At 66.0% G+C, this 22518-nt stretch carries 24 protein-coding genes; 15 read left to right on the top strand and 9 right to left on the bottom strand.

The features are described 5' to 3' along the window. Nucleotides 1–226: 226 nt before the first annotated feature. On the bottom strand, nt 227–763 hold the full coding sequence (gene infC, locus CSC94_RS03125; RefSeq protein WP_099304000.1) for a translation initiation factor IF-3: 537 nt from the start codon (nt 761–763) through the stop codon (nt 227–229). A 161-nt stretch (nt 764–924) separates the two neighbouring features. Between infC and CSC94_RS03120 the strand changes: the two genes are divergently transcribed. From CSC94_RS03120 to CSC94_RS03105, 5 genes are all read left to right on the top strand, one after another. Beyond that, on the top strand, nt 925–1716 hold the full coding sequence (locus tag CSC94_RS03120; RefSeq protein ID WP_099303596.1) for an alpha/beta hydrolase: 792 nt from the start codon (nt 925–927) through the stop codon (nt 1714–1716). Between the two features lie 139 nt (nt 1717–1855). Continuing rightward, complete coding sequence (locus CSC94_RS03115) at nt 1856–2299, top strand: DUF2852 domain-containing protein (protein WP_099303594.1); 444 nt, start codon at nt 1856–1858, stop codon at nt 2297–2299. A gap of 259 nt (nt 2300–2558) precedes the next feature. Continuing rightward, entirely contained in the window at nt 2559–3320 is a 762-nt protein-coding gene (locus CSC94_RS03110) for a M48 family metallopeptidase (RefSeq protein WP_099303998.1), read from the top strand. 2 nt (nt 3321–3322) lie between these two features. After that, complete coding sequence (locus tag CSC94_RS24480; RefSeq protein ID WP_165784300.1) at nt 3323–3484, top strand: hypothetical protein; 162 nt, start codon at nt 3323–3325, stop codon at nt 3482–3484. Nucleotides 3485–3500: 16 nt separating this feature from the next. Next, nucleotides 3501–4151: a phosphoribosylanthranilate isomerase gene (locus tag CSC94_RS03105; RefSeq protein WP_099303592.1), complete on the top strand. Its 651-nt coding sequence runs from the start codon at nt 3501–3503 to the stop codon at nt 4149–4151. Nucleotides 4152–4204: 53 nt separating this feature from the next. On the opposite strand, the gene CSC94_RS03100 is transcribed toward CSC94_RS03105, so the two are convergent. The 6 genes from CSC94_RS03100 to CSC94_RS03075 form a co-directional block, all read right to left on the bottom strand. Next, a complete protein-coding gene (locus CSC94_RS03100; protein ID WP_245408233.1) occupies nt 4205–4645 on the bottom strand; it encodes a GrpB family protein in 441 nt (146 codons plus the stop codon). 74 nt (nt 4646–4719) lie between these two features. Continuing rightward, on the bottom strand, nt 4720–6063 hold the full coding sequence (locus tag CSC94_RS03095; RefSeq protein WP_099303588.1) for a bifunctional folylpolyglutamate synthase/dihydrofolate synthase: 1344 nt from the start codon (nt 6061–6063) through the stop codon (nt 4720–4722). Nucleotides 6064–6132: 69 nt separating this feature from the next. Beyond that, nucleotides 6133–7071 carry an acetyl-CoA carboxylase, carboxyltransferase subunit beta gene (gene accD / locus CSC94_RS03090; protein WP_099303586.1) on the bottom strand — a complete coding sequence of 313 codons (939 nt, stop codon included), beginning with the start codon at nt 7069–7071 and terminating at the stop codon, nt 6133–6135. A 60-nt stretch (nt 7072–7131) separates the two neighbouring features. Further along, complete coding sequence (gene trpA, locus CSC94_RS03085) at nt 7132–7971, bottom strand: tryptophan synthase subunit alpha (RefSeq protein WP_099303584.1); 840 nt, start codon at nt 7969–7971, stop codon at nt 7132–7134. 1 nt (nt 7972) lies between these two features. Next, entirely contained in the window at nt 7973–9193 is a 1221-nt protein-coding gene (trpB, locus tag CSC94_RS03080; protein WP_099303996.1) for a tryptophan synthase subunit beta, read from the bottom strand. Between the two features lie 139 nt (nt 9194–9332). Beyond that, nucleotides 9333–10037, bottom strand: a complete 705-nt coding sequence (locus CSC94_RS03075) for a glutathione S-transferase family protein (protein WP_099303582.1) — start codon at nt 10035–10037, stop codon at nt 9333–9335. Between the two features lie 217 nt (nt 10038–10254). Here CSC94_RS03075 and CSC94_RS03070 point away from each other — a divergent pair, with 217 nt between their 5' ends. Next, on the top strand, nt 10255–10662 hold the full coding sequence (locus tag CSC94_RS03070; protein WP_099303994.1) for a carboxymuconolactone decarboxylase family protein: 408 nt from the start codon (nt 10255–10257) through the stop codon (nt 10660–10662). Nucleotides 10663–10704: 42 nt separating this feature from the next. Beyond that, on the top strand, nt 10705–11304 hold the full coding sequence (locus CSC94_RS03065) for a glutathione S-transferase family protein (protein WP_099303580.1): 600 nt from the start codon (nt 10705–10707) through the stop codon (nt 11302–11304). Between the two features lie 73 nt (nt 11305–11377). Here CSC94_RS03065 and CSC94_RS03060 read toward each other — a convergent pair whose 3' ends face one another. Further along, entirely contained in the window at nt 11378–12406 is a 1029-nt protein-coding gene (locus CSC94_RS03060; RefSeq protein WP_099303578.1) for a TRAP transporter substrate-binding protein, read from the bottom strand. A 226-nt stretch (nt 12407–12632) separates the two neighbouring features. Between CSC94_RS03060 and CSC94_RS03055 the strand changes: the two genes are divergently transcribed. From CSC94_RS03055 to CSC94_RS03020, 8 genes are all read left to right on the top strand, one after another. After that, the gene (locus CSC94_RS03055; RefSeq protein WP_099303576.1) at nt 12633–14468 is read left to right on the top strand and encodes an acyl-CoA dehydrogenase; all 1836 of its coding nucleotides are present in this window, start codon (nt 12633–12635) and stop codon (nt 14466–14468) included. 237 nt (nt 14469–14705) lie between these two features. Next, nucleotides 14706–16613 carry a molecular chaperone DnaK gene (dnaK, locus tag CSC94_RS03050; RefSeq protein ID WP_099303574.1) on the top strand — a complete coding sequence of 636 codons (1908 nt, stop codon included), beginning with the start codon at nt 14706–14708 and terminating at the stop codon, nt 16611–16613. Between the two features lie 155 nt (nt 16614–16768). Then, entirely contained in the window at nt 16769–17899 is a 1131-nt protein-coding gene (gene dnaJ / locus CSC94_RS03045) for a molecular chaperone DnaJ (protein ID WP_099303572.1), read from the top strand. A 118-nt stretch (nt 17900–18017) separates the two neighbouring features. Continuing rightward, on the top strand, nt 18018–18617 hold the full coding sequence (pmtA, locus tag CSC94_RS03040) for a phospholipid N-methyltransferase PmtA (RefSeq protein ID WP_099303570.1): 600 nt from the start codon (nt 18018–18020) through the stop codon (nt 18615–18617). 69 nt (nt 18618–18686) lie between these two features. Beyond that, nucleotides 18687–19271, top strand: coding sequence for an NADPH-dependent FMN reductase (locus CSC94_RS03035; protein WP_099303568.1), 585 nt, complete (start codon nt 18687–18689; stop codon nt 19269–19271). A 75-nt stretch (nt 19272–19346) separates the two neighbouring features. Beyond that, on the top strand, nt 19347–20048 hold the full coding sequence (gene pyrF, locus CSC94_RS03030; RefSeq protein ID WP_245408232.1) for an orotidine-5'-phosphate decarboxylase: 702 nt from the start codon (nt 19347–19349) through the stop codon (nt 20046–20048). A 26-nt stretch (nt 20049–20074) separates the two neighbouring features. After that, a complete protein-coding gene (locus tag CSC94_RS03025) occupies nt 20075–20368 on the top strand; it encodes a DUF1330 domain-containing protein (protein ID WP_099303564.1) in 294 nt (97 codons plus the stop codon). 17 nt (nt 20369–20385) lie between these two features. After that, a complete protein-coding gene (locus CSC94_RS03020) occupies nt 20386–21372 on the top strand; it encodes a Gfo/Idh/MocA family protein (protein WP_099303562.1) in 987 nt (328 codons plus the stop codon). Nucleotides 21373–21393: 21 nt separating this feature from the next. Here CSC94_RS03020 and CSC94_RS03015 read toward each other — a convergent pair whose 3' ends face one another. Further along, on the bottom strand, nt 21394–22470 hold the full coding sequence (locus CSC94_RS03015) for a zinc metalloprotease HtpX (RefSeq protein WP_245408231.1): 1077 nt from the start codon (nt 22468–22470) through the stop codon (nt 21394–21396). Nucleotides 22471–22518 lie beyond the last annotated feature (48 nt).

Here is a 22518-nt window from a genome sequence, read left to right as displayed (position 1 = left end):
TTTCGTCTTTCCGCAGACCAGGCGGAAAAACAGCATGAAAACCGCCACGGCATGCCCTGCCGGGCGGCTTTGAACGGCGCGTCATTACAGGATGGACCGGCATTGCGCAAGTCCTGCAACCGCGAATCAGCGCGTTTCCCGCCATCCCTTGGCGATCCGCCGCCCAGACAAAAGAAAACCGGCGCCCGAAGGCGCCGGCTTTCCCGTTCCATCCGTGGAGCGCGGCTCAGCGCGGCGCCAGAACCATCATCATCTGGCGGCCTTCCAGCTTCGGCTCGGCTTCCACCTTGGCGATTTCCTCGACCTCGGCGCGGACCTTGTTCAGGAGCTGCATGCCGAGTTCCTGGTGCGCCATTTCGCGACCGCGGAACCGCAGCGTGACCTTGACCTTGTCGCCGTCCTCGAAGAACCGCCGCACCGCCTTCATCTTCACCTCGTAATCGTGGGTGTCGATGTTGGGACGCATCTTGATCTCCTTGATCTCGATGGTCTTCTGCTTCTTGCGAGCCTCGGCGGCCTTCTTCTGCTTCTCGTATTTCAGCTTGCCAAGATCGAGGATCTTGCAAACGGGCGGAGTGGCGTTCGGCGAAATCTCGACGAGGTCGAGACCCGCATCTTCGGCGCGCGCGAGCGCATCCTGAATCGAAACTTCTCCGAGATTGTCACCCTCCGCTCCGATGAGCTGGACACGGGGGACGCGAATTTCCTGATTGGCGCGGGGGCCTTCCTTGACAGGCGGCGGCGCTCTGAACGGTCTGCGAATGGTCGTGGTCTCCTCAACTGTTTCGCCAATAAACCCATAGCCGGGCCACTGGTTCCCGGCTTTCGTGCGGCACATGATCCGGCCGCGCTGCAAAGTCAATAGCACAGAATGTTGCATGAATCACCTGCCGGGTCCAAACACGGTTGAAACAGGAAAAACCCATGTCCCCGACAGCCGGCTCGCCCGAATTCATTCCCGTCGACGGCACCCCGATCGCCTGCCGCCGCCAGCCCGGCGACAGCCCCGGCGTCGTCTGGCTCGGCGGTTTCCGGTCGGACATGCGGGGCATCAAGGCCGAGACGCTGGCCGCGTTTACCCGCGACCAGAACCTCGCCTTCGTGCGCCACGACTATTCCGGGCATGGCGAATCGGGCGGAGACTTCGCAGACGGCACCATCTCCCGGTGGCTCTCGCAGTCGCTGGCCGTTTTCGACGCGATGACGAGCGGCCCGCAGATCCTTGTCGGCTCGTCCATGGGCGGATGGATTGCCTTGCGCATGATGCAGGAGATGGCGAAACGCGACGAAAAGGCGCGGATCGCCGGCCTCGTGCTGATCGCGCCGGCGCCGGACTTCACCAGCGACCTGGCCGGCCCCCGCCTGACCGACGACCAGAAGGCCCTGCTGGACACGGATGGCTTCTTCACAGCGCGATCGGCCTATGACGACGGGCCCTATGTCTTCACCTGTGCCCTGTTCGAGGACGGCGAGACCAACCGCGTGCTCACCGGCCCGATCGACACCTTCTGCCCGGTTCACATCCTCCAGGGGATGCAAGACCCGGACGTGCCCCATACCCATGCTCTCAGGCTCATGGAGCACCTGCCGGCGGACGACGTGACGCTGACACTGGTGAAGGACGGCGACCATCGCCTGTCACGCCCGCAGGACCTTGCCCTCCTGACGCGCACCGTGGGCGCCATGGCCCGGAGGATTCGTGGCGAGAGCGAATAATTCGGTGCAGATTTCCTTGTCTTTTCAAACAGATTTCCGATTTCGGGAAGGGGACAGCTTGAATCGCCGGAATTCTCCCCCCATCTCGAATTCAGGCGGTCGCTAGTGGCCGCCACCCCATCGAGAGGATTGGCTGAACATGACACATACCGCTTTGATACGACCTGCCTGGACCCCGGCCACGATCGGCCTCATGGTCCTCGGCTTCGTTGTTTTCTGGCCGCTCGGCCTCGCCATGCTCGCATACATCATCTGGGGCGACCGGCTTGAAGGCTTCAAGCGTGACGTGAACCGCGCGACCGATGACATGGCGCGCCAGTTCCGTGGCTGCGGCCGCAACCGCGGCCCTCATGCCCGCACCGGAAACGTGGCCTTCGACGACTGGCGTGCCGAGGAAATCGAGCGCCTGGCCGAGGAGCGCCGCAAGCTGGAAGAGATGCGCGAGGAATTCGAGGTCTACATGCGCGAATTGCGCCGGGCCAAGGACAAGGAAGAGTTCGACCGCTTCATGCGCGACCGCGAGGCCTCCAAGGCCGCGAAGCGCCACGGCGGTGTGCCGGACATCCCGGCCGGCGACGCGTAACTCCCCTTCCCTGCCCCGCAAGACATGGGGCCGGGCCCGGTTTCGGGCCCGGCCTTTTTCGTGGACGGATGGGCGCCCTCACCCGAGCGTCCGTGCAAACTCGCCAATGGCGGCGGCACGAATCGGCATGACGGGCCTGCGTTTCCGGCTGCAGCAGGTCCTGCCTGCCATGACCATGGCCGTTGCCAGCGGCCGGGACGGTTCACGCGGCAATGAAAAAAGATTCCCGCCGCGCGGGAATCAGCTAGATTCATCCGTCATGCTGCCCTCGTTCCTGACCCGAAAGACACGTCCTTCCGGCGCCCGCACCCGCGAGCGCCTGCACAGCGTCGGCGGGCGCGAACTGCCGCTCAAGATCGTGGAGAACGCGCAGGCCCGGCGCCTGACGCTGCGGATCGGTGCGGGCGGGCAGAGCCTGCGCGTGACCGTGCCGACCGGCCATCCCGAGGGCGATATCGACCGGTTCCTGGACCGCCATCGCGGCTGGCTGGAATCGCGACTGGCGCGGCTGCCGGACCGGCCGGACCTGCGCCCGGGCGTCAAGCTGCCGGTCCTCGGCGTACCGCATCGCATCATCCACGAGCCCGGCAAGCGCGGCACGGTGGAGCGGACGACGATCGACGGCGAACCGGTCCTGATCGTCCACGGCGAGCGGGCGCACCTGAAACGGCGGCTGGCCGACCACATGAAGGCACTGGCGCGGGCCGAGATCGAGCCGCTGGTCACGCGGCACGCCACGGCGGCCGGCGGGCGCAGTGTCAGCTCGGTGCGCTACAAGGACACGGTCAGCCGGTGGGGCTCCTGCTCGGCTTCAGGCGGCCTGTCCTTTTCCTGGCGGATCGCCATGGCGCCGCGCCCCATCATCGACTACCTCGTGGCCCATGAATGCGCGCATCTCAAGCACATGGACCACAGCCCGCAATTCTGGACACTCTGTGAACGGCTGTGCCCGCGCACCAAGGAGGCCAAGGCCTGGCTGAAGCGCAACGGCCAGGCCCTGCAAGCCATCGGGTTCAAATGACCGTGACACACCTTTTCCGTTTCTACGTGCTGGCAGCGGGACTGCTGCTGCCGGCCGGCTGCCAGAGCCTGGTGCAGGCCCCTGTACCGGCCCCGGCCGGCACGCAGGCCACAGAACCGGCGTCTCCCGACGAGCCGCCCATCCGCCCGCTTGCGGCGGACTGAGCGACGGGGTAAGCCGATGGCCATGGACATCAAGATCTGCGGACTGAAGACGGAAGACGCGGTGCGCGCGGCCATCGCCGGCGGCGCCAGCCACGTGGGGTTCATCTTCTTCGCGAAAAGCCCGCGCCATACCGACCCTGAAACGGCCGGCCGGCTGGCAGCGCTGGCGCGCGCAGAAGGCGTTCACCCGGTGGCGGTCACCGTCAATGCCGACGATGCCACACTGGACGAGATCGTCGAGGTGATGAAGCCGGCCATGCTGCAACTGCACGGCAAGGAAAGCCCGGAGCGCGTTGCCGCGGTGAAGGCCCGTTATGGCCTGCCGGTGATGAAGGCGGTGTCGGTATCCGAGGCCGCGGACCTCGACAAGGTCAAGCCTTACCGGGGCGTGGCCGACCGCTTCCTGTTCGATGCCAAGCCGCCGAAGGGGTCGGAACTTCCCGGCGGCAATGCGGTCTCCTTCGACTGGTCGCTGCTGGCGGCGGTGGAGCCGGGGCTCGACTATTTCCTTGCCGGCGGGCTGGATGCCGGCAACGTGGCGGACGCCATCGCGATTGCCCGGCCGCCTGGTCTCGACATCTCGTCAGGTGTCGAACGGGCTCCCGGCGTGAAGGACACGGGACTGATCGCGGCGTTTTTCGAGGCAGTCCGCTCTGCCGGCCGCTAGGGTATCTCCGGACATGGATCCGGTTCCCGCATTCTTTCGACCTGTTCTGATCCTCAGACGGGGATTTCGCCGCGGGCGATACCATCCAGCACCGCGTTGATGAACAGGGCCTTGGCGGCACGATAATCCGTCATCGGCTGGCCGTCGAACAATTGCTTGATCTCATTGAACCCGTCGATCAGGGCCGGATGGGCCGCCAGGGCCGCGGCAAAAAGATGAAAATGGTCGAAGGCGCCGTCGATGGCTGCGAGCTGGATGCCAACGGGCAGTGCCTCGTCCGGCACTTCGAAGGCGGAAAAATCATCCGTGCGGACCGACCCTTTGTTGCGCGGAAACCGGGCGGCAAGCGCGGCGTCGGCTGCCATGAAGGCATCCTTCGGCACGCGGACGAGAATGTCGAGGTCGCCCTTGGTCTGGAGGCCCTCCACGGCCGTGGAGCCGATGTGGCTGATCCGGGCAGAGGCCGGCAGGACGGCGCGGAGGCCTGGAATCATGGCCGCATAAAGCGCGGATGCGGCCTGACACGCGGCGTGCGGATCGGGATGAAGGCGGAAGCGCTCCACCGCCATCAGACCGGCGGGGTGCCGTTTTCGTCCAGGACCGACCCGGCGAGGTAGAGCGATCCGCAGACGAGGATTCGGGGTGGGAGGTCGTCCTCGCTCCAGGTTTCCCGCATCAGGTTGAGCGCGTTGGCAACCGAGCTGACCGGCTCGGCGGACAGCCCCGCCTCGCGGGCACGGGCGGCCAGGACATCGGCGCTCTCGCTGTCGTCGCTTCCCGGCACGGGAACGCAGTAGCAGTGGCGGGCGAGCCCCTGGAAGGCGCGGAAGAAGCCGGTCTGGTTCTTCGTCTTCAGCATGCCCGCGACCAGGAAGAGCTGGCGGTCGTCGCGCTCGCCGCGGCCGGCCAGTTCCTCGGCGATGGCCAGCGCGCCGGCGGGATTGTGCCCGCCATCGAGCCAGACTTCCGCCCCCTCCGGGGCCTGTTCGACGAGATGGCCGGAATTGAGGCGCTGCATGCGGGCCGGCCAGTCGGCCGTTTCCATGGCAGTGTCGGCGGCGCGGTGCCCGATGTCGAAACCGGCCATGCGCACCGCGGCGATGGCCGTGGCCGCGTTGGCATACTGGAAGCGGCCGGGCATGGCCGGAAGCGTGAGGTCGAACAGCACGTCATTGTCCTGGTAGACCAGGCGGCCGTTCTCCTCGTAGGCCCAGAAGTCCTGGCCGTAGGTGATGTAGTCGCACTGCAGGCGCAGCGCGGTTTCCTCCAGCACGGCGCGGGCCATGTCGTTTTCCTGGAAACCGATGACGACCGGGCATTCCGACTTGATGATGCCGGCCTTCTCGGCGGCGATCAGCTCGACCTTGTCGCCAAGCCAGGCCTCGTGGTCCAGCGCGATGGGCGTGATCACGGAGACTGCCGGTTCGCGGATGACGTTGGTGGCATCGAAGCGCCCACCCATGCCGACTTCCATGATGCAGACATCGGCCGGATGCTCGGCGAAGAGCAGGAAGGCCGCCGCCGTCGTCAGTTCGAAGACGGTGGCCGGCTCGTCGCCATTGGCCTCACCGACCCGGCGGAGCGCATCGGCAAGAACGCCATCCTCGACCAGCCGGCCGCCGCCGGGCTGGCCGATGCGGAACCGCTCGTGCCAGCGGACGAGATGCGGCGACGTATGGATATGGACCGAAGCGCCGGCGGCTTCGAGCATGGCGCGGGCAAAGGCGATGACCGAGCCCTTGCCGTTGGTGCCGGCCACGTGGATGACCGGCGGCAGGCGGTCCTGCGGGTTGCCGAGCCGTTCCAGCAGCGCGGAAACGCGGTCGAGCGAAAGGTTGTAACCCTGCGGGTGAAGAGCCGACAGCCGGTCGATCTCGGCTTCGGCTAGGCTCTCGGCGGGGCGAATCGTCATCGCATGTCCAGGTTCAAGAGGGCGGCATCATCCGGCCGCCCGGTCGGCGATCGCAGGGGCGGCGGACAGTCAGACGTCCGCCTTCTCCGCATCTGCGGGCATCTCGGCTGGCGCGTCCTCGGTCTCCTCGATCGTGTCCTCGGCGGCCTGGTCCAGCGACGGCATCCCGGTGAGCATGCGCAGGAGGCGGGCGATGGTGCCCTTCAGTTCCCGGCGCGGCACAACCATGTCGACCATGCCGTGGTCGCGCAGGTATTCCGCGGTCTGGAAACCCTCGGGAAGCTTCTCGCGGATGGTCTGCTCGATGACGCGCTTGCCCGCAAAACCGATGACGGCACCGGGCTCGGCGATCTGGATGTCGCCCAGCATGGCATAGGAGGCCGACACGCCGCCCGTGGTCGGGTTGGTCAGCACCACGATGTAGGGCAGGCCCGCCTCCTTCAGCATTTCCACCGCGACGGTGGTGCGGGGAAGCTGCATGAGCGAAAGGATGCCTTCCTGCATGCGCGCGCCACCCGACGCGGCAAAGAGAATCAGCGGGCGCTTGAGTTCGATGGCCTTCATGAAGCCGTCGATGATCGCCTCGCCCGCGGCCATGCCGAGCGAGCCGCCCATGAAGGAAAAATCATGCGCCGTGACGACCACCGGCACGCCGTCAATCTCGCCGGTGGCGTTGACGATGGAATCCTCGAGACCCGTCTTGGCGCGGCTTTCCTTGAGGCGGTCCGTGTAGCGCTTGACGTCGCGGAACTTCAGCGGATCCTGCGGCACCTTCGGCGCGGGGAGAAGATCGTACCTGCCGCCGTCGAAGAACCGCTTCAGGCGCTCCTTGACCGGCATCTTCATGTGGTAGCCGGAGGTCGGGATGACCCAGAGGTTCTCCTCCAGTTCCTTGTGGAAGATCATCTCGCCGGTCTCGGGACACTTGATCCAGAGATTCTCCGGCATGTCGCGACGGCCCAGCATCGAATTGAGCTTGGGGCGGACGTAATTGGTGATCCAGTTCATCTGCTTTCAGGGCCGCAAGCCATGCGCGGCCTTCCCTGTGACGCATTCAATGTGGGCGTTTCAGCCGGCCTGTGCAAGCCGGGCTTCCGCCACGCCGTCGGCCAGGCCACGCACCAGCGTCGCCACGGCCTCGGCCGGATCGGCCACGGCCTTGCCATCCTTGTCCAGCACGTTGGCGATCGCGTTGACCACGGCCGTGCCGACGACCACGCCATCGGCGGACGCGCCGATCGCCTTGGCCTGGCTGGAGGTCTTGACGCCAAAGCCGACGCAGACGGGCAGGTCGGTGTGGCCCTTGATGCGGCGGACGGCGTCGGCAACCTTGCTCGTGTCCGGCAGGGCCGAGCCGGTGATGCCGGTCATCGAGACGTAGTAGACGAAGCCGGAGGTGTTGCCGAGGACGACCGGCAGGCGCTTGTCGTCGGTGGTCGGCGTCGCAAGGCGGATGAAGTTGATGCCGGCCTTGAGCGCCGGCAGGCACAGTTCCTCGTCCATTTCCGGCGGCAGGTCGACAACGATCAGGCCGTCAATGCCGGATTCCTTTGCATCGGCAAGGAAGCGTTCGACGCCATAGACGTAGATCGGGTTGTAATAGCCCATCATGACGATCGGCGTATCATCGTCTTCCTGGCGGAACTCGCGCGCCATCTGCAGGGTCTTGACCAGGGTCTGGCCACCGTCGAGGGCGCGGCGGCCGGCAAGCTGGATCGTCGGGCCGTCGGCCATGGGATCGGAGAAGGGCATGCCCAGTTCGATGACGTCGGCGCCGGCCTTGGGCAGCGCCTTCATGACACGCAGGGAGGAGTCGTAGTCCGGGTCGCCACCCATGAAATAGGTAACGAGAGCCGGGCGGTTGATCTGCTTGAGGGCAGCGAACTTGCGGTCGATACGGGTGGTCATGTCAGAGGTCGTGTCCCAGGAGCTTGCCGACGGTGAAGACGTCCTTGTCGCCGCGGCCGCACAAATTCATGACGATGATCTGGTCCTTGCCCATCGTGGGCGCACGCTTGATCACCTCGGCGAGCGCGTGGGAAGGCTCCAGCGCGGGAATGATGCCTTCCAGGCGGGTCAGCAGCTGGAACGCCTCGAGCGCCTCCGTGTCCATGATCGGCACGTATTCGACACGGCCGGAATCCTTCAGCCAGGAATGCTCCGGCCCGATACCCGGGTAATCGAGGCCGGCCGAAATGGAGTGGCCTTCCTTGATCTGGCCGTCGCCATCCTGCAGCAGGTAGGTGCGGTTGCCGTGCAGCACGCCGGGCGAACCGGCCGTCAGCGAGGCGCAGTGCTCCTCGCCCTCGAGGCCCTTGCCGCCCGCCTCGACGCCGACGATGCGGACATTCTCGTCGTCGAGGAAGGGATGGAACAGGCCGATGGCGTTCGATCCGCCACCAACGGCGGCCACCAGCATGTCAGGCAGGCGGCCTTCGACGGCCATCATCTGCTCCCTGGTCTCCCTGCCGATGACCGACTGGAACTCGCGGACCAGTTCCGGGTAGGGATGCGGGCCGGCGGCGGTGCCGATCAGGTAATAGGTGTCCTCGACATTGGTGACCCAGTCGCGCAGCGCCTCGTTCATGGCGTCCTTGAGCGTGCCGTGGCCGGCCGAAACCGCGTGCACCTTGGCGCCCAGCAGCTTCATGCGGAAGACGTTGGGCGCCTGGCGCTGAACGTCGGTAGCGCCCATGTAGACCTCGCAGGGGAAGCCGAAGCGGGCGGCGACGGTGGCGGAGGCGACGCCGTGCTGGCCGGCGCCCGTCTCGGCGATGATGCGGGTCTTGCCCATGCGCTTGGCGAGCAGGATCTGGCCAAGGCAGTTGTTGATCTTGTGCGACCCGGTGTGGTTGAGCTCGTCGCGCTTGAAATAGATCTTCGCGCCACCGAGGTGCTCGGTCAGCCGCTCGGCGAAATAGAGCGGCGAGGGACGCCCGGTGTAGTGCGCGTTGAGATGCTCCAGCTCGGCCTTGAACTCGGGGTCGGTTTTCGCCCGGTTCCACTCCTCCTCGAGGTGCAGAATGAGCGGCATCAGCGTCTCGGCGACAAATCGGCCCCCGAAGATACCGAACATGCCCTGTTCGTCGGGTCCGGTGCGGAAGGAATTGGGTTTGGCGGGCTGGTTCAAGGCATACTCCATGTCTTGGATCGGCCCTCCCATAAACCATGCGGCAAGGCGGGGCAATGCAAAGTGGCGACGCCCGGGGTCGCAAAAAGGGCGGAAAGCCGCAGCCCCCGCCCCTGTTCCGCCGGCCTTGCCGCTGATGTCACTCGCGCGGCGGGATATTGAGCGCGGCCTGGCTGGCCGGGCGGGCCAGGCAGCGGTCCAGCCAGGCCACGACGTTGGGGCAGGCCGGCAGTTTCACCAGGTCCCCGGCCTCGTAGAAATCGCGCACGGTGCGGACCCACGGCCAGGCGGCGATGTCGGCGATCGTGTAGTCGTCGCCCATGATGTAGTCGCGCCCGTCAAGGCGCTGCTCCAGCACTTTCAGCAGGCGCTCGGTCTCGCCGGCATAGCGTTCGAGCGGGCGGGGATCGTCGATGTCCTTGCCGGCGAACTTGTAGAAGAAGCCGAGCTGGCCGAACATCGGGCCCAGGCCGCCCATCTGGAACATGAGCCACTGGATCGTCTCGTAGCGGGTGGCCGGATCGGCGGACATGAATTTTCCCGACTTCTCGGCGAGGTAGATCAGGATGGCGCCGGATTCGAACAAGGGCAGCGGCTTGCCGCCCGGCCCGTCGGGATCGATGATCGCGGGTATCTTGTTGTTGGGATTGAGCGACAGGAATTCCGGCGTGGTCTGGTCGTTGCGGCCGAACGACACCGTGTGCGGCTCGTATGGCAGCCCCGTCTCCTCCAGCATGGCGGACACCTTGATGCCATTGGGCGTGGGGAAAGAATAGAGCTGAATGCGGTCCGGATGGACGGCGGGCCAGCGCTCGGTGATCCGGAAGGCCGACAGGTCGGTCATGGGAATAATCCTTCTGCATTGTTGCCTGGGCGAAAGAGGTAACGCCTGGCGCCCAAATCACAAGAGCGCAAGCAAGGCGCGTGTGCGAAACGCAGCGTCACCGGAACGCGATTTCCCGGCTTTCCCGATTCACGCAACCTGCTATCGTGCCGCATCCATGCCGGCGTCAATCCATGCTTCACGACCGCCTGCACCCACCATGGAGGAGGAAACCGGCATGTCGACTGTCCGGCTGATATCCTACGACGAGGCAAGTGACGCGGTTCGCGCGGTCTACGACGACATCCGCACGACACGCGGCTCCGACTTCATCAACAATTTCTGGCTGGCGCTTGCCGCCGATCCGGCATTGCTCAGGAGCACGTGGGAAGAGGTGAAATCGGTCATGACGGCACCGGGGCCGCTGGACCCGCTGACCCGCGAGATGATCTACATCGCGGTCTCGGCGGCCAACGGCTGCAGCTATTGCGCCCATTCGCACACGGCCTCGGCCAGGGCGAAGGGCATGACCGACGCCCAGTACGGCGACCTCCTGAAGGTCATCGCGCTGGCCGGCAAGACCAACCACCTGGCCAACGCCATGCAGGTGCCGGTGGATGCGGCTTTCGAAAAATCCGGCGGTTGACCCCGCAGGTTTCAACACCATCAATCGCAAGGGAGGACGACCATGTACACGGTGATCGGATCACCGGGTTCGCGCATGACCCGGGTTCTGTGGATGCTGGAAGAGCTGGAGCAGGACTACACCATCGAGAAAGCCAAGCCGCAGTCGGAAACGGCGCGCATCTACAATCCGTCGGGACGCATCCCGGCGCTGATCGACGGCGACCTGAAGCTGACCGATTCGGCGGCGATCTGCGTGTACCTGGGCGAGAAGCACGCCGACAAGGGCTTCGGTTCGCGTTCGCTGGCCGAACGGGCGCAGATCGACAGCTGGGTGCATTTCGCCCAGTCGGAGCTGGAGGCGCCGCTCTGGAACAAGCTGAAACACCGCATGCTGCTGCCGGAAGAGCTGCGGGTGGATGTCGGGCCGTGGTGCGCCTGGGAATTCACCCGTGACGTGAAGGCGCTGGCGCGCCGCCTGGGCGATAGCACGTTCGCGCTCGGCGACCGATTTTCGGCCGTCGACGTGCTGCTTGGCCATATCGGCACGTGGGCCCGCGGGGCGAAGTTCGAGATCGTGCCGGAGACGGTCAACGCCTACCTCGACCGCGTGCTGTCCCGGCCGGCCCTGGCGCGGGCGAAGGAGCGCGAATCGCAGGCCTGAACCAAGTGTCGCGGCCACGAAAAAACCCGGGCACCTGGCCCGGGTTTTCCTGTCCGGTGAGGGATCACCACGCTTACTGGGCGGAATACTTGTCCAGCATCTCGCGGGCGTAGTTGACCATCTCGGTTCCCGGGCGGCCGCCGGCATCCATTTCCTTGGCCCAGGCATCGACGAGCGGGCTGGCGATATCCTTCCAGCGCTGCGTCTCGGCCTCGTCCAGGGTGATGATGTCGTCGCCGTTCTTCTCCGCGATCTCACGTCCTCGCACGTCGCCGGCGTCCATGGCCGCACCGAACATGCCCGCCGTCTCGATGCCGGAATTGTCGTCGATGACCTTCTTCAGGTCATCCGGCAGCTTGTCGTAGGAATCCTTGTTCATGGCGAACACGAAGGTGGCCGTGTAGAGACCGTTCTTGCCGGCGAAGCCGGTGATGTTGGTGACGATCTCGTCCACCTTGAAGGCCGGTGCCACTTCGAAGGGAATGGTGGTGCCGTTGATGACGCCCTTGGACAGGGCCTCGGCAACCGCCGTCACCGGCATGCCGACCGGAACGGCGCCGAGCTTCTCGAGCATCTGGTTGACCACGCGGGTGCCGCCGCGCAGCTTCATGCCCTTCATGTCCTCCAGGCTCTTGACCGGATCCTTGGAGTGGATCAGGCCCGGGCCATGGGTGTGCCAGGCGATGACGTGGTAGTCCTTGAAGTCCTCCGTACAGTACTTCATGCAGTACTCGTGGAAAGCCTTGGAGGTCTGCTCGCCGTTGGTCATCATGAACGGCAGCTCGAAAGCCTCGGTGGAGGGGAAGCGGCCCGGCGTGTAGCCGATGACGGTCCAGGTCAGGTCGATGACGCCATCACGAAGCTGGTCCACCAGTTCCGGCGGCTTGCCGCCGAGCTGCATGGACGGATAAAGGTCGATCTTGATCCGGCCGTTGGATTCCTTCATCACCTTGTCGGCCCAGGGAGCCAGGGCCTTTGCCGGGATCGTGGCCTGGGCGGGCAGCATCTGGTGCAGCTTCAGCGTCACTTCCTGCGCCCTGGCAGACGCGGATGCAACGAGGCCGGCGGCGGCTGCCGCCAGCAAAATGGTCCATTTCTTCATGCCGGGTACCTCCCTTGCAGCAAGCGGGCTCCTTGTGGCCCGCCTTACCGGCCATAAAATGTTATGGGGCATAGTAGTGTCAAGCGCACCTTCCGACGTAGGGACGTCACGTCGCATGCCGGACATACTACCGAGTATGTTGTTGTTGACAGGACAGCGGTCCGCTCCCTACCATCCGCCCCCATGAGCGGGGCCAGGGCCCGCTTGCATCACGGGAGGCTGCAGCATGCCGGCATTCGATCGCGCCGCCATCGATTTCCTTGTCCACGACTGGCTCGACGCCAGCGCGCTGACGGCGCGGCCGCGGTACGGGGACCATTCGCGGGAAACCTTCGACGCCTTCCTCGACCTGGCCGAGAAGATCGCGGAAAACGAGTTCCTGCCGTCGTTCAAGCCCGGGGACCGGGACGAGCCGGAACTGAAGCAGGACGGCACGGTGAGCGTGCATCCGCTGATCCGCAAGGCGGTGCAGGCCTATCTGGATGCCGGGTTCCAGCTGGCCAGCTTCCCGGCCGAACAGGGGGGCATGCAATTGCCGCACCTGGTCGCCAGTGCGGCCAAGGTGTTCATCCAGGCCGGGAACGTGGCGGCCGGCGGCTATCCGATGCTGTCGACCGGTAACACGCGCGTGCTGATGACGCGAGGATCGGACACGCTGATCGACCATTTCGCGCGGCCGCAACTGGAAGGCCGGTCGCTGGGCACGATGTGCCTGTCGGAACCGCAGGCCGGCTCGTCGCTCGGCGACATCACCACCCGGGCGGATTTCGATTGCGACGATGCGCTGGGACACCGCTACCGCCTGACCGGGCGCAAGATGTGGATTTCGGGTGGCGATCACGACATCACCGATGATATCTGCCACCTGGTGCTGGCCAAGATCCCCGGGCCTGACGGCAAGCTGCCGGCAGGCACGAAGGGCATTTCCATCTTCGCGGTGCCGAAGCGCATCCCGGCCGAGGTCGCCGGCGAGATCACCCGCAACGACGTCGTCGTGGCCGGTCTCAACCACAAGATGGGCTATCGCGGGACGACCAATTGCCTGCTGAATTTCGGCGAAGGCGCGCAATACCGGCCGATGGGCCGGGCGGGCGCGGCGGGCTGGCTGATCGGCGAAGCCGGCGAAGGCCTGGCGATCATGTTCCTGATGATGAACGAGGCGCGCATCGGCGTCGGACTCGGCGCGGCGGCCCAGGCCTGGCGGGGCTACCTGCTTTCCTCGCAATACGCCCACGAACGGCGCCAGGGCCGCATTCCCGGCGACCGCCACGCGCCCGACCAGGTGCCGCTGGTCGCCCATGCCGACATCCGGCGCATGCTGCTGGCGCAGAAGGCCTATGCGGAAGGCGCCCTCGCCCTGTGCCTCTACTCGGCAAGGCTGGTCGACGACATCCACTCCAACGAGGACGAGAGCGCCCGGGCGGAATCGGAAAGCCTGCTGGCGCTGCTCACGCCGATCAACAAGACCTTTCCTTCCGAGTACGGGCCACTGGCCAATTCGCTCGCCATCCAGTGCCACGGAGGCTACGGCTACACGCGCGACTTCGACGTCGAGCAGCTCTACCGCGACAACCGCCTGAACCCGATCCACGAGGGAACGACCGGCATTCAGGCGATGGACCTGATCGGGCGCAAGATCCTGGCCGACAAGGGCGAAGGCCTGCAACTGCTGGCCCGGCGCGTGGCGGCGACGATGGACGCTGCGGCGAAGGCCGGCGGCTTCGACCGGCAGGTGGCCGCGCTCGGCCAGGCCATGGCCACGGTATCGGAGGCGATCGCGCAGCAGGCCGGCAGCCCGGACACCGCCTTCGCCAATGCCACGCCGCTGCTCTTTGCCTTCGGCCATACCGTCGTGGCCTGGCAATGGCTGGACCAGGCGGTGGCAGCGAAACGCGCCGCCGAGGCCGGCAGCGTCAGCGAATCACTTGCCCGTGGCAAACAGGCGGCGATGACCTATTTCTTCGATTTCGAACTGCCGCAGGTGGCCGGCTGGCTCGCCCCCTTCGCCAGCGGCAGCCGCGCGGCGCTGGATGCGGGCGAGGACATCTTCTGGGCCGGATAGCGCCCCAGCCGATGCAAACGGCGCCGGTTCCGCCGGTTCAGGGCGGCGCAAAGTTCGGCTGCAACATGCAAACAGCGGCAAAGCAGCCTTGCGCAGCAAAATCGCCCTTCTTATATACGCCGCAACACCGGACGCGTCGGGGAAATGCCGCTTCGCCGCGCCGGCGAACTTCAACGGGGGCCGCCATCGGAACGCCTGAACCATGGGTCCCGGCGGCCTGCTAAACGGAGAGACAACATGGCTAAAGTTATTGGTATCGACCTGGGCACCACGAATTCCTGCGTCGCCGTCATGGACGGCAAGGACGCCAAGGTCATCGAGAATTCCGAGGGCGCGCGCACGACGCCTTCGATCGTCGCCTTCTCCGGCGAAGGCGAGCGCCTCGTGGGCCAGCCGGCCAAGCGCCAGGCGGTCACCAATCCGGAAGGCACCGTGTTCGCGGTCAAGCGCCTGATCGGCCGCCGCTATTCCGACCCGACGGTGGAGAAGGACAAGAAGCTCGTTCCCTACAAGATCGTCGAAGGCAGCAACGGCGATGCCTGGGTCGAGGTGTCGGGCGAGAAGTATTCGCCGTCGCAGATCTCCGCGATGGTGCTCCAGAAGATGAAGGAAACCGCCGAATCCTATCTCGGCGAGAAGGTCGAGCAGGCGGTGATCACCGTACCGGCCTACTTCAACGACGCCCAGCGCCAGGCCACCAAGGACGCCGGCAAGATCGCCGGCCTGGAAGTGCTGCGCATCATCAACGAGCCGACCGCGGCCGCGCTGGCCTATGGCCTCGACAAGCGCGACGGCAAGACCATCGCGGTCTATGACCTTGGCGGCGGCACGTTCGACATCTCGATCCTGGAAATCGGCGATGGCGTCTTCGAGGTGAAGTCGACCAACGGCGACACCTTCCTGGGCGGCGAGGACTTCGACATGCGGCTGGTGGAATACCTGGCCGAGGAGTTCAAGAAGGACCAGGGCATCGACCTGAAGAACGACAAGCTGGCCCTGCAGCGCCTCAAGGAAGCGGCGGAAAAGGCCAAGATCGAGCTGTCGTCTTCGTCGCAGACCGAGATCAACCTGCCCTACATCACCGCCGACGCCTCCGGCCCGAAGCACCTGGCGATCAAGCTGACGCGCGCCAAGTTCGAAAGCCTGGTCGACGATTTCGTGCAGCGCACGATCGCGCCCTGCAAGGCGGCGCTCAAGGACGCGGGCCTGTCGGCCGGCGAGATCGACGAGGTGGTCCTGGTCGGCGGCATGACCCGCATGCCCAAGATCCAGGAAGTGGTGAAGCAGTTCTTCGGCAAGGAACCGCACAAGGGCGTCAACCCGGACGAGGTCGTCGCCATGGGCGCGGCCATCCAGGGCGGCGTGCTGCAGGGTGACGTCAAGGACGTCCTGCTGCTCGACGTGACCCCGCTGTCGCTGGGCATCGAGACGCTGGGCGGCGTGTTCACCCGCCTGATCGAGCGCAACACGACGATCCCGACGAAGAAGAGCCAGACCTTCTCCACGGCCGAGGACAACCAGAACGCCGTGACGATCCGGGTCTTCCAGGGCGAGCGCGAGATGGCGGCCGACAACAAGCTGCTCGGCCAGTTCGACCTGGTCGGCATCCCGCCGGCACCGCGCGGCGTGCCGCAGATCGAGGTCACGTTCGACATCGACGCCAACGGCATCGTCAACGTCTCGGCCAAGGACAAGGGCACCGGCAAGGAGCACCAGATCCGCATCCAGGCATCCGGCGGCCTGTCCGACGACGACATCGAGAAGATGGTCAAGGACGCCGAGGCCAATGCCGAGGCCGACAAGAAGCGGCGCGAGAATGTCGAGGCCAAGAACCAGGGCGAAGCGCTGGTCCATTCGGCCGAGAAGTCGCTCAAGGACTATGGCGACAAGGTTTCCGAGGATGACCGCAAGGCCATCGAGGATGCCATTGCCGACCTGAAGACCGCGCTGGAAGGCGACGACGGCGAGGCCATCAAGGCCAAGAGCCAGGCGCTGGCGGAAGCCTCGATGAAACTCGGCCAGGCGATGTACGAAGCCCAGCAGGCCGAGAGCGCGGAGACGGACGCCAAAGCCGACGCGGCCAAGGACGACGACGTGGTCGACGCCGATTTCGAGGAAATCGACGACGACAAGAAGTCGGCCTGATCCGGCAGCAAGATGAAAGGCCGGCGGTCAATCCGCCGGCCTCTTGCATCGCGGCAGGGACAGCCGGCTTCGCCCGGGTTCGCCAAGGCAAGCCCGGCGTGCGATACCGGCCAATCCTGCGGATGACGTAACCGTTCAACAGGAACGCCTGACCCATGGCCAAGGCCGATTTCTACGAGACCCTCGGCGTGGCGCGCGGCGCCGACGAGAAGGAGCTGAAAAGCGCCTTCCGCAAGCTCGCCATGCAGTATCACCCCGACCGCAACCCGGGCGACGAAGAGGCTGAACGCAAGTTCAAGGAAGTGGGCGAAGCCTACGAAGTGCTCAAGGACCCGCAGAAGCGCGCGGCCTATGACCGTTTCGGCCACTCGGCCTTCGAGAACGGCATGGGTGGCGGCGGCGCGGCCGGCGGTTTCGGCGGCGGTGGTTTCGCCGACATCTTCGAGGACATCTTCGGCGAGATGATGGGCGGCGGGCGTCGCCGCTCCGGTGGCCGCGAACGCGGCGCCGACCTGCGCTACAACATGGACATCACGCTGGAGGAAGCCTTCCAGGGCAAGACGGCGCAAATCCGGGTGCCGACGTCGATTTCCTGCGACGAATGCTCGGGTTCGGGCGCCAAGCCCGGCACACAGCCGGAAACCTGCGCCACCTGCGGCGGCGCGGGGCGCGTGCGGGCAAGCCAGGGCTTCTTTTCCATCGAGCGGACGTGCCCGACCTGCCAGGGCCGCGGGCAAACCATCAAGGACCCTTGCCCCAAGTGTTCCGGTGCCGGCCGGGTGACGGAAGAGCGCTCCCTGTCGGTCAACATTCCCGCCGGCATCGAGGACGGGACCCGGATCCGGCTTGCCGGCGAGGGCGAAGCGGGCATGCGCGGCGGGCCGTCCGGCGACCTCTACATATTCCTGTCGGTCAAGCCGCACGAATTCTTCCAGCGCGACGGCGCGGACCTGTTCTGCTCCGTGCCGATCTCGATGACGACGGCGGCGCTCGGCGGCCAGTTCGACGTCACGACGCTGGACGGCAGTCAGGCGCGGGTGAAGGTCACCGAAGGCACGCAGAACGGCAAGCGCTTCCGCCTGAAGGGCAAGGGCATGCCCGTGTTGCGCCAGCCGAACCTGGGCGATCTCTACATCCAGGTTGTGGTCGAGACACCGCAGAATCTCTCCAAGCGGCAGCGTGAACTGCTGCAGGAATTCGAGGAAATCTCGTCGAAGGACAACAGTCCGCAATCGGCAGGGTTCTTCTCGCGGATGAAGGATTTCTTCGACTCGCTCGGCGAGTAGACGCGGCAACCGATGGCCTTGCCGGATATTCCGGCACTTGGAAATCCTGTCGCGCCGGGCCATATTGGCGGCAAATCACGTGGGCGGGGAACAGCCCGAAGTTACGGAGAACCGACCGATGGCCCTTCCCCTGGGAATCCGCAAGTTTCTCAGCCAGTTCGACGAGGACTTCAAGTTCTTCCGCGGCTGGATGGACAACGCCAAGGCCGTCGGCTCGGTCACGCCGACCAGCAAGATCTGCGCCCGGTCGATGGCCTCCGTCGTCCAGCCGGACAGCGGCCTGCCCGTTCTCGAACTCGGGCCGGGCACCGGTCCGATCACCCGCGCGATCCTGGAGCGGGGCATCAGGCCGGAAGACCTCTACTCGGTGGAATATTCCGAGGATTTCTACGAGCACCTGAAGGCCGAGATTCCCGGCGTGAACTTCATCCACGGCGACGCCTTCGACCTGGACACGACGCTGGGCGCGGCGAAGGACACGGTATTCGACTGCGTCATCTCGGCCGTGCCGATGCTCAATTTCCCGATGGACCGGCGGATTGCGCTGGTGGAAGACCTGCTGAACCGGATTCCGGCCGGCCGGCCCGTCATGCAGATCACCTACGGGCCGAAATCGCCCGTTGCCCCGGGGCGCGGCAATTTCTCGATGCGGCACCATGATTTCGTGCTGCGCAACGTGCCGCCCGCAAACCTGTGGATCTATCGCCGCGGCGACTGACCGGCACTTGCAGCACGCGACAAGCGCACCATATCCCGGTTGTGTGAAATCCGGCGTGCAGGACCAGTCATGATTCCGAAAATCCTCGTCTTTTCCGGCTCGATCCGAAGCGGATCGTTCAACGGGCAACTGGCCGACGCGGCCATGAAGACCCTGGCTGAAGCGGGCGCCGACGTGACCCGCATATCGCTCGCGGACTACCCGCTGCCGATCATGGACGAGGACCTCGAGAAGGCCTCGGGCATTCCTGAGAACGCGATGAAGCTGGGTCGCCTGATCGCCGCGCACGACGGGGTGTTCATCGCCTGCCCCGAGTACAACGCATCGATCCCACCGCTGCTGAAGAACACGATCGACTGGATCAGCCGGATCTCGGCGGACGGCGCCACGGCGCTGAAGCCCTGGAAGGGCAAGCCCGTGGCGCTCGGCGCGGCATCCAACGGCATGCTGGGCGGCATTCGCGGCCTTTACCATGTCCGCGCGGTGCTGATGAACTGCGGCTGCCACATCCTCACCGAGCAGACGGCCGTCCGCCAGGCATCGAAGGCCTTCGAGCCTTCTTCGGGCCTGCTGAAGGCGGACACCGGCCAGCCGCTGCTTGAGACGACCTGCCGGGCGCTGATGGAGTATTGCGCGGCTTTCACGCGCCGGTGACAAGACCGCTTGCCCGCCGGCCGCACGGGTGACAAAAGGCGGTGACGAGGATCAGCCAGCCGAGGACCCAAGCCGATGACACAGCCCGCGACCATGAAAGACCGCCTGATCGTGGCGCTCGACGTGCCCACCGTGGCCGAGGCCGAGGCTGCCGTCGCGGAACTGGGCGACAGCGTCCGCTTCTACAAGATCGGTTACCAGCTCGCCTTCGCCGGCGGACTGCCGCTCGCCCGCGACCTCGTGGCCGACGGGCGCAAGGTGTTTCTCGACATGAAGCTGCTGGACATCGACAATACGATCGCCAAGGGCGTGGAGAACGTGGCGAAGATGGGCGTCACCATGCTCACCGTTCATGCCTATCCCAAGGCCATGCGGGCGGCCGTCGAGGCGGCAGCCGGGTCCGGTCTGTGCCTGCTCGGCGTGACGGTTCTCACCTCGATGGACGACGCGGATCTCGAAGACGCGGGCTATGCCTGCGATGCCCGGACGCTGGTGGAACGGCGCGCCCGCCAGGCCCGCGAGGCCGGGATGGGCGGGATCGTCTGCTCGGCGGCAGAGGCGCGGCTGGTCCGCTCCATCGCCGGGGACGGCATGGCCGTGGTGACGCCGGGTATCCGGCCGGCCGGATCCGACCACGGCGACCAGAAGCGCGTGGTCACGCCCGGCATCGCGATTTCGGAAGGCGCCAGCCACCTCGTCGTCGGGCGGCCGGTGGCGGCGGCAGTTGACAGGAAGGCGGCAGCCGAGGCTATCCTAGCCGAAATGGCTGCCGGTTAAGCAGTTGAAAGCGGGAGGAAAATGGAATGGCAAAAGGATACTGGATCGCACGCGTGACCGTGCGTGACCCGGAACGCTACCAGGACTACGTGGCGACGGCGCGCCCGGCCTTCGAGCAATACGGCGCACGCTTCCTGGCGCGCGGCGGCACCTATGAAACGCTGGAAGGCAGCGACCGGCCGCGCAACGTGATCATCGAGTTCCCGAGCCTGGCGGCGGCGCGCGAATGCTACTATTCGGAGCAGTACCAGAAGGCCAAGGCGATCCGGCAGACGGTCGCGGATGCCGACATGGTGATCGTCGACGGTTTCGAGCCCTGACGGCGAGGACGGGCGGGATGTTTCGCTGGGGAATTCTGTCGGCAGCCCGGATCGCGAGCGAACAGGTGATCCCGGCCCTTTGTGACAGCGAGAACGGGGTGGTCGCCGCGATTGCCTCGCGCAGCCGGGACAAGGCCGAGGCGATGGCGCAGCGGTTCGGAGCGCCCCATGCCTTCGATTCCTACGACGCCCTGCTTGCCAGCGATGCCGTCGACGGCGTTTATATTCCGGTGGTCACGTCGCAGCACGTGGAATGGGCCGCCAGGGCAGCCAAGGCCGGCAAGCATGTGCTGGTGGAAAAGCCGCTTGCCCTCAAGGCGGATGACATCCGGCCGCTGATCGCCCTGCGCGAAGAGACCGGCAAGCTGATCTCGGAAGCCTTCATGGTGCGCTACCATCCGCAGTGGCGCACCGTCAGCGCCCTGATCGAGGAAGGCGCGATCGGCCGTCTCAGGCAGGTGCAGGGCGTTTTCACCTATTACAACACCGACCCGGCGAACATGCGGAACCAGCGCGATCTCGGTGGCGGCGGATTGCCGGACATCGGCGTCTACCCGACGGTGACGACCCGCCTGGCGACGGCGCAGGAGCCGCGCCGGGTGCGGGCCGAAGTGGAGCGCGACCCGGGCTTCGGCACCGACCGATATGCCAATGTGACCGCCGATTTCGGCGAATTCTCGCTGACCTTCTACTGTTCGACGCAGATGGCCCTGCGTCAGTCGATGGTGTTCCACGGCGAGAAGGGCCATATCGAGGTTCCCGCCCCGTTCAACCCGCCGGACTACGGCATGGCCGAGGTCTGGCTGCACGACCAGTCGCGCCAACGCAGCGAGGTATTCCGCTTTCCGCGGGTGCGCCAGTACAAGCTGATGGCCGAAGCCTTCGTGCGGGCGGCGCGCGGGGAAGACGAGGCGGTGTTCACACTGGAAGACTCGGTGAAGAACCAGGCGGTGATCGACGCCATCTTCCGGGCCGGCGACAGCGGGCGCTGGGAAACGGTCTGACTGCGCCGGATCAGGCCGGCACTACCACCAGACGCCGCCGTGGCGGATGCGGATGCGCGGCTTTTCCTCGCATTCGGGGCAGTCCGGGCGGACCGGCTCCTCGGTCCATGGGCCCGGAGCGACCTCGACGATGGCGTGACGGCCGCTGTCCAGCGGAATCGGGGGCACCATGGGACCGCGCCGGCGGCGGACCGGCGGCATCGGCATGGCCAGTCCGCCGGACGTCGTGTTGAGCCGCGACAGCCGCGCGACCCGCTCCGCGGTGGCCGGGTGACTGCGCAGGACGGAGGGAACAGGCATGCGGCCGCCCGGCAGGACCATGGCCTCCCACTGGCGTGCCTGGAACCGCTCAAGCTTCCACAGCGCAGAGGACAGGCCGTCCGGGTCTCCCGTCAGCATGGCGGCCCCGAGGTCCGCGTCGAACTCGCGGGTCCGCGACAGGGCAAGCTGCAACAGCGACCCGATGGTCGGGGCCGCCATCAGCAGCAGGATGGCCAGCCAGGGCAGGCCGCCGCCGAAGAGGTTGAAAAACAGCAGGAAGAAGCCGGCGGTCGACATGGCCGAGGTGTAGCGCGTGACGATATCGGCCAGCGCCATGACCTTGAGGTCTTCGTGCGCGATGTGGCTGACCTCGTGGGCGAGCACGCCGGCCAGCTCGCGTTCGCTCAGCGCGCGCGCCAGGGCGTCGGTGATTGCCACGGCGCTGTCCTCCGGCCGCCCGACGGCAAAGGCGTTCATCATGCGCGACGGCACGATATAGAGCTTGGGCACCGCCGGAAGGGCGGCGCGCTGCGCCAGCTCGGCCATGATCCGGTGCCCGGCCGGGAACAGCGACGGGCCGGCCTCGCGCGCCTTGTACATGGACAGGACGAGGCGCGGGCTGACCTGCTGCATGGCCGACAGGGCGACGGCGCCGAACAGCAGCGCCAGGACGACGCCGGTCCAGCCGGCGAAAATCAGGGCCGTCACGCCCAGGAGACCCAGGGAGCCGGTGACAAGAAGCCAGGTATGCAGCCGGTTCAGCGACCGGTGCCGTTCCTGTTCCAGGAGATCGAGACGGGCGTGCATGTTCGTGTTCATGCCAACAGATATGGGCATTTCATTCGCATTGCGCGAGACTTGATAACGGCGAAGTAAGGAAAATCT

Source organism: Zhengella mangrovi (assembly GCF_002727065.1).
GTDB lineage: Bacteria > Pseudomonadota > Alphaproteobacteria > Rhizobiales > Rhizobiaceae > Zhengella > Zhengella mangrovi.
This window is presented reverse-complemented; position numbering and strand designations above follow the sequence as displayed.

Coding starts and splice junctions, on each gene's coding strand:
- CSC94_RS03120 (WP_099303596.1), top strand. CDS start 925: ATGTCCCCGACAGCCGGCTCGCCCGAATTCATTCCCGTCGACGGCACC.
- CSC94_RS03115 (WP_099303594.1), top strand. CDS start 1,856: ATGACACATACCGCTTTGATACGACCTGCCTGGACCCCGGCCACGATC.
- CSC94_RS03110 (WP_099303998.1), top strand. CDS start 2,559: ATGCTGCCCTCGTTCCTGACCCGAAAGACACGTCCTTCCGGCGCCCGC.
- CSC94_RS03105 (WP_099303592.1), top strand. CDS start 3,501: ATGGCCATGGACATCAAGATCTGCGGACTGAAGACGGAAGACGCGGTG.
- CSC94_RS03100 (WP_245408233.1), bottom strand. CDS start 4,645: ATGATTCCAGGCCTCCGCGCCGTCCTGCCGGCCTCTGCCCGGATCAGC.
- CSC94_RS03095 (WP_099303588.1), bottom strand. CDS start 6,063: ATGACGATTCGCCCCGCCGAGAGCCTAGCCGAAGCCGAGATCGACCGG.
- accD (WP_099303586.1), bottom strand. CDS start 7,071: ATGAACTGGATCACCAATTACGTCCGCCCCAAGCTCAATTCGATGCTG.
- trpA (WP_099303584.1), bottom strand. CDS start 7,971: ATGACCACCCGTATCGACCGCAAGTTCGCTGCCCTCAAGCAGATCAAC.
- CSC94_RS03075 (WP_099303582.1), bottom strand. CDS start 10,037: ATGACCGACCTGTCGGCCTTCCGGATCACCGAGCGCTGGCCCGCCGTC.
- CSC94_RS03070 (WP_099303994.1), top strand. CDS start 10,255: ATGTCGACTGTCCGGCTGATATCCTACGACGAGGCAAGTGACGCGGTT.
- CSC94_RS03065 (WP_099303580.1), top strand. CDS start 10,705: ATGTACACGGTGATCGGATCACCGGGTTCGCGCATGACCCGGGTTCTG.
- CSC94_RS03060 (WP_099303578.1), bottom strand. CDS start 12,406: ATGAAGAAATGGACCATTTTGCTGGCGGCAGCCGCCGCCGGCCTCGTT.
- CSC94_RS03055 (WP_099303576.1), top strand. CDS start 12,633: ATGCCGGCATTCGATCGCGCCGCCATCGATTTCCTTGTCCACGACTGG.
- dnaK (WP_099303574.1), top strand. CDS start 14,706: ATGGCTAAAGTTATTGGTATCGACCTGGGCACCACGAATTCCTGCGTC.
- dnaJ (WP_099303572.1), top strand. CDS start 16,769: ATGGCCAAGGCCGATTTCTACGAGACCCTCGGCGTGGCGCGCGGCGCC.
- pmtA (WP_099303570.1), top strand. CDS start 18,018: ATGGCCCTTCCCCTGGGAATCCGCAAGTTTCTCAGCCAGTTCGACGAG.
- CSC94_RS03035 (WP_099303568.1), top strand. CDS start 18,687: ATGATTCCGAAAATCCTCGTCTTTTCCGGCTCGATCCGAAGCGGATCG.
- pyrF (WP_245408232.1), top strand. CDS start 19,347: ATGACACAGCCCGCGACCATGAAAGACCGCCTGATCGTGGCGCTCGAC.
- CSC94_RS03025 (WP_099303564.1), top strand. CDS start 20,075: ATGGCAAAAGGATACTGGATCGCACGCGTGACCGTGCGTGACCCGGAA.
- CSC94_RS03020 (WP_099303562.1), top strand. CDS start 20,386: ATGTTTCGCTGGGGAATTCTGTCGGCAGCCCGGATCGCGAGCGAACAG.
- CSC94_RS03015 (WP_245408231.1), bottom strand. CDS start 22,470: ATGCCCATATCTGTTGGCATGAACACGAACATGCACGCCCGTCTCGAT.